13 protein-coding genes and 3 pseudogenes are annotated in these 17,445 nt (G+C 38.8%); 1 reads left to right on the forward strand and 15 read right to left on the reverse strand.

The genetic code is table 11. The features are described 5' to 3' along the window. Positions 1 to 15: 15 nt before the first annotated feature. From RCG21_RS21285 to RCG21_RS21335, 10 genes and pseudogenes are all read right to left on the reverse strand, one after another. On the reverse strand, positions 16 to 1,389 hold the full coding sequence (locus RCG21_RS21285) for a nickel pincer cofactor-dependent isomerase, group 22 (protein WP_308913739.1): 1,374 nt from the start codon (positions 1,387 to 1,389) through the stop codon (positions 16 to 18). 29 nt (positions 1,390 to 1,418) lie between these two features. Further along, positions 1,419 to 3,430, reverse strand: a pseudogene (locus tag RCG21_RS21290) (YjhG/YagF family D-xylonate dehydratase). Between the two features lie 154 nt (positions 3,431 to 3,584). After that, a complete protein-coding gene (locus RCG21_RS21295) occupies positions 3,585 to 4,895 on the reverse strand; it encodes an MFS transporter (protein ID WP_133338850.1) in 1,311 nt (436 codons plus the stop codon). A 334-nt stretch (positions 4,896 to 5,229) separates the two neighbouring features. Then, complete coding sequence (locus tag RCG21_RS21300; RefSeq protein WP_133338848.1) at positions 5,230 to 6,222, reverse strand: 2-hydroxyacid dehydrogenase; 993 nt, start codon at positions 6,220 to 6,222, stop codon at positions 5,230 to 5,232. Between the two features lie 337 nt (positions 6,223 to 6,559). After that, positions 6,560 to 7,480, reverse strand: coding sequence for a dihydrodipicolinate synthase family protein (locus RCG21_RS21305; protein WP_133338846.1), 921 nt, complete (start codon positions 7,478 to 7,480; stop codon positions 6,560 to 6,562). A 263-nt stretch (positions 7,481 to 7,743) separates the two neighbouring features. Continuing rightward, entirely contained in the window at positions 7,744 to 9,210 is a 1,467-nt protein-coding gene (gucD, locus tag RCG21_RS21310) for an alpha-ketoglutaric semialdehyde dehydrogenase GucD (protein WP_133338844.1), read from the reverse strand. 25 nt (positions 9,211 to 9,235) lie between these two features. Continuing rightward, positions 9,236 to 10,393: a UxaA family hydrolase gene (locus RCG21_RS21315; protein ID WP_133338888.1), complete on the reverse strand. Its 1,158-nt coding sequence runs from the start codon at positions 10,391 to 10,393 to the stop codon at positions 9,236 to 9,238. 4 nt (positions 10,394 to 10,397) lie between these two features. After that, a pseudogene (locus RCG21_RS21325) lies at positions 10,398 to 10,702 on the reverse strand (UxaA family hydrolase). Positions 10,703 to 10,756: 54 nt separating this feature from the next. Then, entirely contained in the window at positions 10,757 to 11,656 is a 900-nt protein-coding gene (locus tag RCG21_RS21330) for a fumarylacetoacetate hydrolase family protein (RefSeq protein ID WP_133338840.1), read from the reverse strand. Between the two features lie 74 nt (positions 11,657 to 11,730). Then, positions 11,731 to 12,498, reverse strand: coding sequence for an IclR family transcriptional regulator (locus RCG21_RS21335; RefSeq protein WP_133338838.1), 768 nt, complete (start codon positions 12,496 to 12,498; stop codon positions 11,731 to 11,733). 839 nt (positions 12,499 to 13,337) lie between these two features. Here RCG21_RS21335 and RCG21_RS21340 point away from each other — a divergent pair. Next, positions 13,338 to 14,645 (forward strand): MFS transporter, encoded by a 1,308-nt coding sequence (locus tag RCG21_RS21340; protein ID WP_133338836.1) that lies wholly within the window; start codon positions 13,338 to 13,340, stop codon positions 14,643 to 14,645. A gap of 181 nt (positions 14,646 to 14,826) precedes the next feature. Here the strand turns inward: RCG21_RS21340 and RCG21_RS21345 are convergent, their stop codons facing one another. The 5 genes and pseudogenes from RCG21_RS21345 to RCG21_RS21365 form a co-directional block, all read right to left on the reverse strand. Continuing rightward, the gene (locus RCG21_RS21345; RefSeq protein WP_133338834.1) at positions 14,827 to 15,300 is read right to left on the reverse strand and encodes a DUF2399 domain-containing protein; all 474 of its coding nucleotides are present in this window, start codon (positions 15,298 to 15,300) and stop codon (positions 14,827 to 14,829) included. 30 nt (positions 15,301 to 15,330) lie between these two features. Further along, a pseudogene (locus tag RCG21_RS21350) lies at positions 15,331 to 15,921 on the reverse strand (TIGR02679 domain-containing protein); the annotation flags it as partial. Positions 15,922 to 15,942: 21 nt separating this feature from the next. Continuing rightward, positions 15,943 to 16,113, reverse strand: a complete 171-nt coding sequence (locus RCG21_RS21355; RefSeq protein WP_165976371.1) for a hypothetical protein — start codon at positions 16,111 to 16,113, stop codon at positions 15,943 to 15,945. Positions 16,114 to 16,179: 66 nt separating this feature from the next. Next, on the reverse strand, positions 16,180 to 16,470 hold the full coding sequence (locus RCG21_RS21360) for a hypothetical protein (protein ID WP_133338830.1): 291 nt from the start codon (positions 16,468 to 16,470) through the stop codon (positions 16,180 to 16,182). Between the two features lie 80 nt (positions 16,471 to 16,550). Further along, on the reverse strand, positions 16,551 to 16,913 hold the full coding sequence (locus RCG21_RS21365) for a site-specific integrase (RefSeq protein WP_308914292.1): 363 nt from the start codon (positions 16,911 to 16,913) through the stop codon (positions 16,551 to 16,553). Positions 16,914 to 17,445 lie beyond the last annotated feature (532 nt).

A 17,445-nucleotide genomic window follows, 5' to 3' on the forward strand; every position in this document is an offset into this window, starting at 1 on the left:
ATACAGGGATCGTGATTATTTGGTAACTAAGCCAAAACCAAGCAACGGTTCTCCATTCATGAAAGAAAGATTCTCTGGCTTAGAGATAACCTCAATATTTGGATTAGCTTCCACTTCTGATAGTAATGGTTCACTAATAATAATTTCACTTAGTTCCAATGTGCTTTTAATCCAAACAATTTTATGTTGGCAAGGTTCAACACCATTACACATCTTTACAGCGATACGCAGTGCATCTTCTGGAGTTGCTGCGACCATCGGGATTTTTACAGTAACTGATTCGGTACTTGTGAAAGCATTAGTATACATCGAAATGAAATCAATCTTATTGAACAGTTTCTGTGTGATTACATCCGCTGGTCCCAATCCGTTCGCATTTCCATGTGATTCCTTGGTTAAATCGAAAATGCATGACGTTTGAAACTCTGGACCTCCGCTGGCATACTTCGTAATGTAAAGCCCGGTGACATTCGGATCCTGTCCATCACCACTAATGTTTTTTCCGATTTCTTCAATCACCAAAACATCAAATTTTTGAAATAATATTTTCCCCATAATATTTTTACTTTCTAGAAGCAGTGATTTTTCTCGTTCCAATGTCAAAACATCTTTCTTAGGTATGACTTCGATTTTGTACGTTTCTTCATAGGCATTCTCTACAATTGAAACTGAAAACAGAAATTTTGTTTTTTCAGCAATCATACACCCGATTTTAGGAATGAGTTCTGCAAATCGTCCAAATCCTTTACTATGTACACAGTCTGCACCCCTCTGTTTACCAAGACCAATCACTAGCATTTTACAAATGCCGCTCTCAACTTCGCCACGAAACGCTGTATGTGGTTTAATTCTTGGTATAATCACGATACCGTCTGCTTGCAGAGCACTTTTAGCTACATAAATCTTTAATCCAGGTTCAATCTCCCCTATAGACTCCACATCCATCGAAGCATCAATAGTCACTCCCATTTTCTCCTCAGTAATTCCATAAGCCTCCAAAATGCCCGCTTGGCCTTCTGGTGTAGCTCCACCATGGCTGCCCATGACTGGGATAATAAAAGGTTCAGCTCCTGCTAGCTTTAAATTTTCAATCACACATTTTGTAATCTTGGCGATGTTCCTGATTCCCCGGCTGCCAACACCCACAGCAATTCGTTTTCCTTGGAGTCCAGCTAAATAAGGCGCCATATTCTTACAAATTTCACCAGGGATATTATCTAACCGCTGACTATTGAAATGTTGTTTAATTTTCAAAAATTTAGGTAATTGTATTTCCGGATATACAGTTAAATCAAGAGATTCCATTCCTTTTTTCACCCCTAGTTTCATAGGTTTGATTTCAAAGCGAATAATAACATCTATTTTCGTATGATCTGCCCTGCCTATCATCTGTTAAACTTTTCTAGTATATAATTCTTTTAGTGATCCGTGTTTTGTACTATCTCAAAATTGTTCGATTCTACTTCAAGTGCCTTTTTACCAGCTTCTAACACTTTAATAATTTGGTCCACATCATAGACGCTCCCTTTCCAAATTCCACCACTTACGGCTTGCAATGCAGCCCACAAGCGGGTATCATCCGGTAAATTCGGATCCGGTTCTAAATTTGGATTGGGCTCCCGCTCTTCCAGAATCAATGCTCCTTCTTCCGGAGTAAAGATTTGTTTCCCTTCTCCAATAAAATTAATACTTCCTTCTAGCTTATTTCGGTCTACTACTATCTTAATCACATCTCCTGTCCGTAGTTTTCCTACAGGACCGCCTGCTAACGCCTCTGGACCTACATGACCTATACAAGCACCGGTCGAAACTCCTGAAAAACGAGCATCCGTTATGAGCGACACAAACTTTCCAAACGACAAGTGCTTTAAAGCTGATGTCAGCTGATAGGTTTCTTCCATTCCTGAACCGGAAGGACCGCGGCCGATTACGACCATGATATCTCCAGCTTCAATTTTCCCGCTTTTAATTGCCGTAATAGCAGACTTTTCAGAAGTAAAGACTTTCGCTTTTCCTGTGTGGCGATAAATTCCGTCTTCATCTACAACAGATGGATCAATTGCCGTGGACTTAATCACAGATCCCTCAGGTGCAATATTTCCGGTTGGAAACGTTACTGTAGAAGTTAATCCACGGACTTTTGCTTGATCCGGGCTCATAATCACATCATCCGGATCTACTCCATCTGTTTCCTTAAGCCGTTTTCTGATTTCAGCGCGTCGTTCTGAAGATTCCCACCAGTCTAATACTGTACCCAACTTCTCTCCCGTGACGGTAAGAACAGACTCTTCTAAAACACCCAGCCTACGAAGATGAAGCATGACCTCTGGCACCCCGCCAGCCATGAAAGCCCGAATGGTAGGATGGTGTTCGGGTCCATTAGGCAAAACACTTACTAACCTGGGAACTTCTTTGTTAATGTGAATCCAATCCTGAACCGTTGGAATGTTTAATTTGGCTGCATGAGCAATTGCTGGAATATGCAGCAACAAGTTTGTCGATCCTCCAAAAGCGGCATGAAGGACCATCGCGTTTTGGATCGCTGCATCTGTTAAAATATCCTTCATCCTCAGGCCCTTGGATTCCATGGTAATCACTGCCCGAGCAGATTGACGGGCCATCTCCTCCCAAATCGGCTGTCCAGATGGTGCCAAGGCCGAATGTGGTAAAGACATTCCTAATCCTTCAGCTACTACTTGAGATGTAGCCGCTGTCCCTAAAAACTGACATCCGCCTCCTGGTGTAGCACAAGCTCTGCATCCTAAATCAGCGGCATCCTCTAAAGACAACTCGTTCTGTGCATAACGCGCACCAATCGTTTGTACCTTACCGGCATCCTCTCCATTCGTAGGCGGAAGAGTTACCCGCCAGGAATAATAATGCAGGGTAAATCATGCATTGCGGCCAAGGCAAGCATGGTAGCCGGAAGGCCTTTATCACAAGTGGCAACACCAATAACCGCCTTGCGGGTTGGTAAGGAACGGATTAATCTGCGGTAAACTATTGCGGCATCGTTACGATAAGGGAAAGAATCGAACATCCCTGTGGTGCCTTGGGATCTTCCATCACACGGATCACTCACAAATCCGGCGAATGGTACGCCTCCTTTCTTTCGAATTTCTTCTGCGGCCGCCCGCATAAGCAATCCTACCTCCCAATGCCCTGTATGATACCCTAAAGCAATTGGAGTCCCATCCTCAGCTCGAATGCCCCCTTGTGTACTAAGGATAAGAATTTGTTTTCCTAACAATTCGCTAGGCTTCCATCCCATACCGACATTTTGAGATAATCCGAATAAATCTCCACTTGGAGAATGTAACAGCATATCAGGTGTTAACGGAAGAGAACCGGTAGGACCGGGGGCATGAGGATGAACCCGATACAGCTCCTCCCGGTCCTTTCCCATAATATAGTGTAATCGCTCGCTCATCGTATATTTCTCCTTTCTCAAAATCTATAAGGTTAGAATGTTATAATTTCATGCTCCGCTTTTTAATAATTTTTTTGAAAAGTTCAATCCGGAAGAGATCCATTGTACTCCTAACTCCTCTTGTTGCCCGTATCACCCTATCTTTTTTAATGCGTCACCCGGCCGATTCTTCAATTGGCTTTTTCACGAGGAACCAGTAGCACAAGGCCGAACAGCCTGCTATGATTCCACCAGAGATAAAAGCCAAAGAATACGATCCTGTAGAATCAGCAATCATTCCGGCAATAACCGGAGAGAAAGCGCCGCCAAAATATCCTCCAAAGTTTTGAATGGCTCCTACAGAACCGACCATCGTAGCTGGGGCAATATCTCCGGCAAGTGCCCAGGCACTTCCTGTAATGGCAGAAATAAAAGCAAGAGCAAATGTTAACAAGGTAATTGTTATTGCCAAGCTTTGAACAAATGGAACCAGGATAACTAAAACAGCCGACAAAATAGCACAAACAGAAATCATTATACGCTTTGCATTAATAGGTGAGGCAATCCCTTTATCAGTTAGAATCTTAGTCATATATCCTCCAAGGATATCTCCTACAATACCGCCGATCCAAGGAATACTCGCATATATTCCAAGATCTTTCAGCAGAACATGATGAGTCTTCAATAGATATAGAGGAAGAAAATTCAAGAAAATATTCCAGATCCAAATTGTGCAAAAAAAGCCGAGGATCATTCCCCACATACTACGATGTTTGAACAGTTGCCCCCACTTAATCTGTGAACTTTGGTCCGCTTGTGCTGACCCTCCTCCTCCAGACTGAATATAATCCAGCTCCTCTTTGGAAAGAACTTTACTTTGCTCGGGGTTTCGGTAAAATTTCATGAAGATAAGGATAAATATAATTCCTATTAATCCTGTGATGTAGAACATGATTCTCCAACCATAAGCTGTCATGAGATATACTAAAATGGGCGGGGCTAAAGCTGGACCCCATTTTGATGATGAATCCCAAATTCCTGTAGCCAATCCACGCTCCTTTTTCGGATACCAGTAAGATGTAATCTTAGCATTTGATGGCATGCAAGGAGCTTCACCGACTCCCAATAAAAATCTTGCGCCTAACAATGTTCCAAGTTTGTTGCACGCTCCTGTTAAAGCTGTCGCAAAACTCCACCAAATAACTGCGATTGAAAAGACACGCTTTGCGCCAAAACGGTCTATTAACCATCCAGATGGTAACTGCATCATAGCATAAGTCCAAGAGAAAACCGTCCCCATCAAACCAATATCGGTATTATTCAAATGTAGTTCCTTAATCATTTCGGGAGCGGCAATCGATAGGTTAGTCCTATCTAAATAGTTAATTACCCCTCCAATCAAAAGCCAGATAACAACTGTCCATCGGTAATTACCTTTAGACTTCATAGTTATCTTCGTTGGATTATCTTTCAGTTCCATCCTCATAATATCTCCTCCAGAATATTAGTAGTAAGATCTCTTTCTGGAAGAATTTCATGTTGATCCGGATCCTCTGAAATCACTTTAGCCCCTATAGGTATTTAATAAGCAGTCTCCGCTTTCACCATTAAATAAATATTGTTTTACTCCAACTAATGGGGAAGTCAATGTTAGCCAAATTTTCTTATACTTCTTCTTCTCTCCCTGAGCAATCAGTTTCATAACGATTGTAGAAGCAGGTATTTCGAGATATACAGCTAGTGTAGAAGAACATCTAAAATCCTTCTTTCTGTTCTAACACCCTAAACAAGTTATTATCCCTCTGAAAAAAGAACGGTAATCAAAATTTTACTCCACTGAGTTCATCGACGATGTTTAGCGGCTGTTCTCCCTTCAAAGCCTGAACTAAATTCTTAGCAGCAAGCATCGCCATATCAAAACGGGTCTTCTCCGTGGCTGAACCGATATGAGGCAGGGTCACGACATTATCCATTTTTAATAAAGGATGCCCAGGATCAATTGGTTCCTGTTCATATACATCCAGTCCTGCCCCGCGTATTTTCCCTTTCAAAAGTGCCTCAATCAAAGCCTGTTCATCGACGGTCTGACCTCGGGAAGCATTAATGAAAAAGGCGCTATTCTTCATGAGAGAAAATTCCTGATGTCCCATTATACGTGTTGTTTCCGGTGTTAATGGGGTCATTAACACTACAAAATCGGATTTTTGCAGGAGCTCATCCATAGTACAGTACTGGGCACCAAGGTTTTTTTCTGCTTTAAACTTTCTCGTCCGATTATAATAAAGAATATTCATATCAAAACCATATTTAGCTCTTTTGGCGATCGCCTCACCAATTCGACCCAACCCAATGATTCCAATCGTGGAATGATGGACATCCACTCCAAAAAAACTTCCATCATATCCTCTTCTCCACCTTCCCTCTTTCACGTACCTGTCCAACTCTGGAATCCTTCTTGCTGATGCCAGCACTAACGCCAGTATCAAATCTGCAACTGTATCATCTAACACAGAAGGAGTATTCATTCCTAAAACTCCTCTTTTCTTCATGGCTTCTAGATCAAAGTTGTTGTAACCAACTGAAATATTACTGACAACTTTTAATTTGGGAGCAGAGTTGAGCAGCTCATGGTCTATTTCCCCCCCAACCGTGAGCAGTCCGTCCATATCCACAATCTCCTTTAACAAGACTTCACGAGGGATCGGTTCTTTAAAATCCCATTTGCGGTACTCACAATGTTCTGCTATAAAAGCCTCTGCCTGAGGAGGAATCGGCAACGCAATAAATACTTTTGGTTTCAATTTTATTCCCATTCCTTTCGCTTCTCTCAAGGCACTAAACCCAATGAAATAAGTTATGTGCTTTAAAAGCGTTATTGTTTAATCTAAGTCATACGGATAACAGTCAAATTATGGGGGATCATTATTAGTTTTAAATCAAATCGCAAAAAAATAATAACTCATTATTTGTTTTACATTATAAAACTATGTTCTTGTATATAAATAAAACAGTATATTTTCTATTTATTAAATATTTTCAGATAAATAATTCTAATAAATTTAAGAGTATCTCTACTCAGCTATCATGTTAACGAAATGAACTATAACTAAAAGGAAAATAGCTTTCTGAAGGATACTAAGCACCCAGTTTTCATAAAATACAAGATTTATCTACAATTTGATTTAACATACTTTTTACTTGTTCTTTCTTTTCGTCACTAAGCGAATGAGCCGGTGCTAATACCTCTGTAGAAACTTCTATTCCTCTTATACTAACCGCCTCTTTAACAATACTAACTAAAGGTGAATCAAGTTTATATAAAAGCGTTAATTGAGCCAACTTACGGTGCAATTCAATTGCTTTTCCATAGTTTTCTTGCTTAAAAGCCTGATAGATACCTATTGAAAGTTCCGGTGCGAAATTCGCAGTTGCAGGAATTGCACCGTCTCCTCCAAGGGATAATGTATTTAACAGGTGGTCATCATATCCAGAAAACACAGCAAAATCAGGTTTTTTATGCTTTACTTTTAGAATCATTTCCTTTGTGTGACCCACTGACTGAACGGTTTCTTTAATACCGATGATATTCGGAAACGCCTCCACAAGCTCAAGGACAAATTCCGGCGATAAATCTTGACCAGTCAATTCAGGAAAGTTATATAAAAGAATCGGTAAGTCAACACTTTGAGCAATTTCAGCATAATATTGAAAAAGATTTTCTTCAGATAGTGACCAGTAATATGGATTAATGACAACAATTCCATCTGCCCCTATCTCTTTTGCATGTAAGCTTAGTGAAATGGACTCCTTTGTACTTGTACTTCCTGTTCCGATTAAAACAGGCACCCTCCCATTTACATACTGAGTTGCAAATTCCGCTACTTCTTTTCTAAATTCCAAAGACATTTGACTGAACTCACCTCCAGAACCTAGAAAAAAAAGCCCATCTACCTTTGAATTGATTAGAAAATCTATAAGGTTTCCCATTCCCTTTTTATCAATGCATCCGTCACTATGTAATATTGTAGAAACTGGTGGAATAACTCCATGAAATTTTGTTCTTGTTTGCATAATATAACTCCTTATATATTTTAATGTTTATCATCATGATAAAGGTTTCTTTTCAGACATGAGCTAATTTTTAAAACAAAGGATGATAATAAAATTATGTACCCCTTTGGATATTCTATCTGTTATTGAATATAAGGAAAAAGTTTGGAGCTTCAGAATAATGGTATGATTAGTAGATTAATAAAACTGTATATTCTGCATCAGTCGTTCCCTAAAAAAACTTTGTAAAGATTTTTAGGGAACGATAGATTCAACCATTTTGTCTACGCTTTAACAAATACGGTTTTGATGGCGGTAAAGAATTCAATTGCTGCTTGCCCTTGTTCACGGGAATGTGAGCTGGATTGTTTCATTCCACCGAATGGTGCTTGTAATTCTACACCAGCAGTTTCCGAATTAATACGAACCAGTCCTGCATCCATTTCGTTTATGAAAGACATCATTGTGCCAATATCCTTTGTGTAGATGGAGGCACTAAGCCCAAATTCTACATCATTGGCTAGCGTAAGGGCTTCTTCAATAGTATTTACTTTGATGAGGGCAAGGACTGGTCCAAAGATTTCCTCCTGCGCGATGACCATTTCATTGGTAACATCATCAAATATTGTCGGGTAGACATAAAAACCATCTTCAGCTCCGTTCGCCGTATAGCGTTCGCCACCGTATAATAATGTTGCACCTTCACCCTTACCTTTTTCAATATATGAAAGCACAGTGTTCAGCTGATTTTCACTGGTACACGGCCCCATCCAGGTACTGCTTTCCATGCCGTTTCCAATTGTAATCTCTTTCACTCTTTCAAGAAGTTTTTCTTTAAATGAATCATATACATCTGCCTGAACGAACACTCGGCTAGTAGCTGTACATTTTTGACCGGTCGAACGGAGACCGCCACTAATAGTTCCTTCCACTGCGAGATCCAAATCAGCGTCTCCTGCAATGATGACCGGGTTCTTTCCTCCCATTTCCAACTGATATTTCGCTCCTCGGGCCAGAGCAGCCTGCCCGATTTTTTTTCCGGTAGCGTTTGAACCTGTGAATGTAATGCCGTTAACATCTGAATGGTTAACTATTGCTGTACCCACTATGGATCCAGATCCTGTTACCATATTTACCACACCAGTTGGAATGCCGGCCTCATCTATACACTCGATGATCTTTGCCGCAGTTACTGCTGCTTCCTGTGCAGGCTTAATTACGACTGTATTCCCATAAATCAATGCAGGTGCCATCTTCCAAATTGGGATGGCTACAGGAAAGTTCCAGGGGGAAATAACTCCAACGACTCCAAGTGGAACACGTGTAGTAAACATCAACGCTTGACTGTCTGATGACGGAATAACATCACCCGTTTTGCGCATACCCTCCCCTGCATAGTATCGTAGAATCGAGATACCCCGCATTGTTTCCCCTTTAGCTTCAGGCAATGTTTTGCCCATTTCTTTTGTCATCGTTTCGGCAATCTCATCAAGACGTCGTTCCATACTGTTTGCAATTTTATATAGAAAGTCACCGCGTTCGGTACCAGAAAGGCTTCTCCATTTCTTTTGGGCCCTCTTTGCAGCTGCCACAGCCTTGTTTACATCTTCTTCTGTTGAACTCTGGATTAATCCAACGACTTCGTTTTTATTGGCCGGATTAATGCTTCTTTCCACACATCCCCTGGAAGATGATACCCATTCTCCGTTAATATAGTTAAGATATTTTTTCACTTGGGTGATCGTTGTCATGATAAAAAAACTCCCTTCAATATCCTTAAAATGTAGGTCCAATGCGCCAGATGCCGAAATCATGCTGCTTAAGAATTTCTGCTTTTGTAAGCTTTCCGGAAGCAACAAGTTCAATTTCATCAAAGATTTGCTGACCAACAGATTCTATGGAATCTTTCCCTTCGATAATGGTTCCGGCGTTCAAATCGATATTGTCTCCCATTCTCTCAAATATTCCTGTATTTGTCGCAATCTTGATGACAGGAGCGATAGGAGATCCAGTAGGGGTGCCTCTTCCCGTGGTAAACAAAACAATTTGGGCTCCTCCAGCTACCATCCCCGTTAATTGCTCAATATCATGTCCCGGTGTATCCATCCAAACAAGACCTTTTTTAGTTGGGACCTGAGCATAATCGATAACTTCTTGTAAAGGTCTCCTCCCTGCCTTATTCGAGGCACCTAATGACTTTTCTTCCAGAGAACTCAATCCCCCCTTTATATTTCCAGGGCTTGGATTACCTGTGCGGATATCTACTCCCATCTTAATAGCCCGGTTTTCCATAGCTTCAATTACTTCATATACACGCTTTGCTGTATGATCATCAACGGCACGATTAGCCAATAAATGTTCTGCACCAATTAGTTCTGTCGTTTCTGCTAAAATAGCGGTACCACCAGCATCAACAAGCATGTCGCTAACAACCCCTACCGCAGGATTTGCTGATAAACCAGAACATGCATCCGACCCCCCGCATTCTGTTCCGACAATAAGCTCACTGAAATCACAAAGTTCCCTTCTTTGAGCAGACGCATCCTGTACCATTTTCGCTGCGATTTTTGCTCCTTCAGTAATTGCGCCAAGTGTTCCACCGTAGTCTTGAATCGAAACTACTCTAACGGGCTTTCCCGTCTTGGCCAGTTCTTCCGCTACACTACGTGCCTGATGAGTTTCACAACCAAGACCTAAAACAACGACTCCATAGACATTCGGATTAGCCCCCATCCCTACATATGTACTAAACGTTTGGTCGTAATCGATTCCAACTTGAGCACATCCATGCTGATGAATAAAGGAGACAGTGCCTTGTACCAATTCCGTAATTTGTTTAGCTGCCTGTGTAGCACAAGTAATAGTAGGCAATATTAACACGTGGTTTCTCACTCCAACACGACCGTCGGGGCGTCTATATCCCCAAAACCTCATTTCACTATTTAACTTCAACTTTATCCCCTCTCCCTCGTTTACCTTCTAGATTATGAATATGAACGTGTTCACCTGGCTCAATATCAGTAGTGGCTAAGCCAATAACTTCTCCATATTTAAGAATGTCTTCCCCCGGGAAATCGGCTTGACAGCAAATTTATGCCCGAATTCAATATTCTCTTTTATTTCAATGGAGTATTTCTGATCCTTGCATGTGACCTGAACATGGCTCCCTGCTGGAATATTCATTAAAGCGATTGCCACTTTATCGTTAGGTTGCATCATAACTGTTTTATAAGCTTTATTCATATAAACCTCCCCCTGCTTTATATTGCTTAATTAATAATATGGTAAGAGAAATACTTATAAATTTGGTACAACTGCGTTTGCTAAACGTACAGAGTTCCGTAAAATCCCAATATCCGAGATTTCTATCTCTATTTGGTCCCCATCCGCTAAAGTAAATTCATTAGGAGGAACAATACTCGTTCCTGTCAATAAAACAGTTCCGTCAAAAATCTGATTATCTTTAAGGAGGTAAGAAACAAGTTCATCAAATGTACGTTTTAATTGGCGGGTATTAGCCTTACCTTCTACAACTTTTTCATCATTCCGATAGATTCTACATGTAATGTCAAACTGATAAGGATCTTGAACCACTTCTGCTAAAAGAATGGTAGGCCCAATTGAGCAAGAATTTTTCCATATTTTCGCTTGAGGTAAATAAAGTGGATTTTCTCCTTCAATATCACGACAGCTCATGTCGTTTCCAATGGTATATCCTAAAATTTCTCCCTTGCTATTGATGACCAGCCCTAATTCTGGCTCAGGGATTTGCCAATGGGAATCGTTTCGAATATATACTTTTTCGTTTGGGCCAACTGTTCTTGCAGCGGTGGATTTGAAAAAAATCTCTGGGCGTTCTGCATCATAGACTTTGTCATAGAAAGTAGTTGCACCCATTTTCCCGTTTGTTGCTTCGAAGTTTCTGGCAGTTCTGCTTTTTTCATAAGTAACACCGGACGCCCACACTTCAGGAGCTTTAATTGGTACTAGCAATGATAGTTTTTCTAGAGGTTGTTGAATTGGAGTAGAATCTGAGATAGCGTTTTCAATAAAGTGAAGAATAGAAGTATTTTGATCTTGAGCTTGCTGAGCTAACTCCATGAAGTCACTTTGTGGTAGTTGATAGATGAGCCCATCTTTTGTTAAAGCAGCTAGAACAGGAACTGAATTTTCATCTGAATATCGAATTATACGCATATAATATCCTCCTAAAAAGTTTTATATTATAAAACTCAGTTTTATTATATAAACAATAAGTATAGGGTCCATACCTAAAGAATAGGTACTGGATACCCCATTTGTTCAGATAATTCGGAGCCTGTTTGCTTAAGTAATACCACAAACTCCTGTAACTGAGTCTCATTTATACGAGCTAAAAGAGTAGAAATGCTGATAGCGGCAATCACCTGATTTTCATGATTTCGAATTGGCACAGCAATACAGCGGACGCCGGGTTCGTTTTCTTGACTGTCAATTGCATATTCTTGTTGACGAACCTTTTCAAGTTCACTTAAAAAGTCTGTTTCATTTATAATGGTAAATTCTGTTTTCTTCGTATAATTATATCCATGTAAAATCTTTTGTATTTCTTCTTGTTCCCTAAAGGCTATCAAGGCTTTTCCAACGGCAGAACAATGAAGAGGAATTCGTCTACCTACTCGGGAATAAAGGATGGTAGCCATAGGACTTTCTACTTTATCAACATAAACTCCTTCCTTGCCATCCAAAATGACAAGATGAGTAGTCTGTCCTGTTTTTAAAGACAAATCGAGTAAATACCGCTTCGCCAAAAGTCGAATATCCAAAGAGTGTATGACAAAATTTCCTCTTTCAAACAGCTTTAACCCCAATCTGTATTTACCACTTTCCAAATCCTGATCGATGTACCCATGCATTTGAAGCGTTTTCAACAAAGAATGGACAGTGCTCTTGTGCAGACCCATTAGCTCACTTATGTGTGTGATCTTAAGCTCAGTCGTATGTTCATCGAAAAGGTCCAGAATTCGAAGGGCACGATCTAAGGATTGAATAATAGGCATAATCATTCACTCCTTCTGTTTTATAATATAAAATAGCAGTCTACTATTCTAATCGATGCAACTTAACTATATTATAAGAGCCATTATTTTTCAATAAAATATTTTTTGAATTTTACCAATAATTATATTGTTTTGAATTGTAAGCGTATGCTATAGTGAATGCAACTAAATAAAAGTTTAGTTTTCATTTTTTAGCTATATTACAAAACGTAGTTTTATATTATAGAACAAAGGAGGGTTACATAGGAAAAAAGAAGAAATGATGCCTTATCAATGTACCTAACTATTCTCATGTCTATCATATAAAATTTAGTTTTATATGATAGGACAAATCCATCCCTAGCGAGGGGGAAGCAGCTAATTGGAATTTTATCTCGAACAGACGGTTGGTATAAATAAGGCTTTCATCTCAAAAGATTATTCAAGAGCATTTAACCTTCATTGACAATTGGCTAATAATCCCCTTCTTTATCAAATTGGCTCAACTTTTGTCAATGTATTTAAAGAGGCTATTTTGTTTGCATCGTTTGGATCTAACTACATATGTTCATCATCCTTCCCGAAATTGGTTCTTCATACAGATATGCATTCAACAATATTAGTGGAAACCTTAAAAGGACTTCAAATCTTATTAATTTTATATCGTTTTAAATTAGGAAATTTATGAAAGCGGATTCAACATATTTTTACATCTTAAGCCTGTTAGTACAATTATGACATTGAAATTTTTAAAAAATGTAGGATTGCACTAGCTTTAGTATTATCGACTGGTTCAGATTTGTTCTCCTATCATTGAATTTAACACCAAAAATATATCTTTATAACAGGAGGTTAAACTGATGACTAACTTTTCGAAATCAATTCCAAATGGACGCTGGCTCCACATAATCCCCCCTTGCATCATCATTTACATTGTAGCTTTTATGGATCGCACAAATATTGGTTTTGCTACGGCAGGTGGCATGGACAAGGCCTTAGGAATATCTGCGACTGTTTCTGGTATTGCTGCTGGAATTTTCTTTTTTGGGTATTTATTTCTCCAGATTCCTGGTGGAAAAATGGCTGAAAGGGGTTCTGGTAAAAAATTCATCACCTTCAGTATCCTTATATGGGGGCTAATCGCAGTTTTAAACGGTTTTGTTCAAAACACATGGCAATTACTTTTGGTACGGTTTTTGTTAGGACTTGCTGAAGGTGGGGTTTGGCCCTGTATCTTGGGGATGCTTGCTAATTGGTTTCCAAGCAAAGAGTTGGGACGTGCAAATTCCTACTTTATTATGAATATTGCAGTCGCTTCTATTATAACAGGACCGCTTTCCGGTTGGATTATCTCTATATCCAATTGGAGATATGCATTTATCGTAGAAGGATTACTTACGTTGGCTCTACTTGCAGTTTGGATACCATTCATGAGTGAAACTCCTAAAGATGCTAAATGGCTTTCAAAAAAGGAAAGAGATTATATTGTTAATACAATAGCAGCAGAAAGAGCTCTAACAGCCAAACATGAACAGCAAAACATAACTCTTGGGCAAATTTTCTCAATGTCAAATATATGGAAACTAATCGGTATTTATTTCTGTTATCAAGTTGGTATTTATGGATTTTCCATGTGGCTTCCAACATTACTTAAGGAACTAACACATTCAGGTATTGCTGGAGTTGGTTGGTTGTCAACTATACCTTATATTGGAACTATTATTGGTCTATTTATATTCGGAAACCTATCTGATAAAAGTGGAAACCGAAAACTCTTCGTTTCCATTCCGCTCATTGGGTTTGCTATTTGTTTTTTGCTAGCAACTGCAACGAAGAGTAATATTTGGTTATCCTTCGCGTTTTTGACGGGATGTGGTGTGTTTTTGCAAAGTGCATCTAGTGTGTTTTGGACAATTCCTCCAATGTTGTTTACGGGTGAGGTATGTGGGGCTTCACGAGGCATTATTGGTGGTCTAGGTAACCTTGGGGGATTCTTAGGGCCCTACATCGTTGGTTGGTTAATTACCACAACGGGTAGCAGTAGTGCTGGAATCTATATCTTAGTGGTGTTCTTACTGGCTGGATTTTTAATCACCTTGACTTTACCAAGTGTCACAACTGGAAAATTATCAACGGTTATAAAAGAGAATGCAGTAAATATGAAATAAAGTATTGCAAAATAAAGGTCAGGTTAGAAAAAAATTAGGAGATTCCCTAATTATATGCTACACTTTGATTACCATTTGATTTACTGTTTTGGAATTCCCTACTCATCCGTGAGTGGGGTTTTTGTTTTTATGAAAAATAAAAAACAGACTCTAAAAATAGAGCCTGTTAAATGTTTCTAAATTAAGCTTTACGTACGTTAGCTACGTCTTTAACCAATTCTATTATTTGTCTTTCTTGGTAAGCAACTTTTTTAATTTCCCTTATTTGTTGAATCGTAGCTTCCAATTCAACATCTTTAATGTTATCTAACTTTCTCAATCTATCAGGTGATAACTCTATATTCGATAGCGTCTTTATATAATCTTCTACTGAATATCTCCAATAATGTATATTGTTTGGATATCTCTGTTTTAAAGAATATGCCATTAATAATCCTTCTGGATCAAAATCTCCCGAATAATAGACTGTGCAATTTTCTTTTACCAACAATTTAATAATTTGAACCGCAGCCAATTTAAATTGCCCGTGTGTACAAATAATCGAAATCGAATAATCTTCCAATTCATCCACAATACTTGAAAATACACCTGAATTCTCAACAATAAAAACGGGATTATCTTTTTGTATGGGGTATACCCTATCCAATTTAACAATTTCTCTTAAAGGCTCATTACGTACAGATTTTTAAGTAAAAGTTTCCTTCCAAGAACGTAGAACTTCTCCATTTCTTTCTCCTATTAGACCAAATATGGTTACATAATTGGTAACATCATCTTTTAGTATTCCAAAGTCAAACAACAATTGATTGATATATTCTGCATTTGGATTGTTTTGAGAAGCTATACCATAATGTTTTTCTCTTACAATTTGTAGAGCACTAATGATCTTTCCTTCATTATCAAATTCGTGCGGATTACCGGTTACTTTTTCTGCAAACAGTGGTAATCTTATGGGTTTCCCCGATGGTAAAATAGAAAGTCCCTTGTAAACTTTTTCTATTTCATTTAGGTCACCTTTGTTATAAGCCGTAATAAATCCAACGTGTAAAGGATGTTTTTCAAGAATAGAGGCGGTTAGAATAGTGGTAGCTTCAGACGTATAGGATTTTGCTAATTCTATAAAAAAGTGATTTTTTTGACGCTCATTTACATCCTTTTCTTCTTTCTTATAGACCAGTTTCCGGCCAATTACTCCTTCAACTACGTCGAATAACATAGCACCATCAAATCGAGTTCCTTCAAACTTTTTTTCAAATTTTTTTAAAGAAATTTTGGCACTCTTTTGTGCGGAAAAATCTTATTGAAACCAGTTACGCAAAAGGATTTGTTCTTCTTGGGTTAACTTTGTTAACACAACGTGTCCACCTTTTAATTTTTTAGTAGAATTTGTATTCTTCTCTAACATTAATTGTAATTCATCTTTCTCTCTATCTAACTCGGATAGTTCCTCTTCTAAAGCGGCAACCAATTTTTCTCTGTAATTCTTCCTTGCTTCTTTTCCAATAAAAGTAGCAGAATCTCTAAACGGGGCATATCATTTTACGACTCCGTGTTGATAAGAACCAAATGGAGTTGCATAGGAACCGTCTTCCATTTCTTCGATTGAAATGCTTTTTAAAATACCTTCTACTTCGGACTGTAACATTTGAAATTCTTCAGGTAATCGCACCTTTAAGTACTCTTCCAATGTATTAACATTTTCCTTCACTGCTTGTGGTAGCAACACAGCATCCGATTCTTGAACGGAATGGATAAAATCTTTACTTACAATTAATCCATCCAGTACCCCCATTTCCATTAAGAGCAATTGCTTTTCGTATTTCATAAATTCTTTCTTGTATCTTCAAAAGAATTTGATCCTCAGTTTTACTTTCAGTTCCTAATAAATACTTTTTATTTGTTGTATTATGCTGGAAGGACCTGTAGCAACAATGCCTTTTTTGGTTCTTGCCGAATACCGATCTCTCTTTTAATTCCTTCCAGTAGGGCTTGAACCTCAACTTCCTTGGAAGGTGGAAGATGATGTTTGAATTTATGCGCAATATTAATAGAAGAAACTCGTCTTTTAATAGTCGAATATTTATGTGTTGTGGCCAATTCCGATAAATAAAGACAGATCGTGCTTGCAGATGCCGGAAGCGGATCCTGTCCATTCAACTTACACCACTCTGTGAAATGCCTCCAGTCCGACGCGTAACTTCTTTGGGTGTTCATACTTTTAGAGTTTTGGATGTAGAGCTTTATCTTTTCCAGTTTTTCTTTATTAATCTGAAGAAATTTCCCAAAAAGTAAGTATCCACTTTTTCACGGGCGGTTTTAAATAATTATTATTAGGAAACAATTCCTTTTTCTATTTTTCTTGGCCGACGGTCTCCCCTTCTCGATCCAAACGTACGCTGTTTGATTAAAAAGTTACCTTAGTTCCGTGTTTTTACATTTTTCCTTCTGTTTTATTATCCTGCCGATACCCCTCCCTTACTGACCGTTTGGTGGTGGTACTTGGATTATAAATCAAATTTTGTCCAAGCGTACATACAATAATAATGTGAATTTAGCACATATTGAAATTAGAATTTTATGTCTTGTTTGGTACGGCGGTCTGCCGTAAATGGAACAGGAACCTACGTAATGTAGGCGTTAGCCGTACAGACCGTCGTTATCGTGCCATTTAATGCCTAAGCGGTACGTACGGAGTAACAGAAAACGTTTTTCCGTTCTGATCATTCTGTTATACTGCGCCATTAGTAGCCCTAAAAAGCAACATGTCTTTGTATTACTTCGACCGCCGAAAGAAAGAAAT

It is taken from the genome of Bacillus salipaludis (genome assembly GCF_030938565.1).
GTDB classification, from domain to species: Bacteria; Bacillota; Bacilli; order Bacillales; family Cytobacillaceae; genus Neobacillus; species Neobacillus salipaludis_A.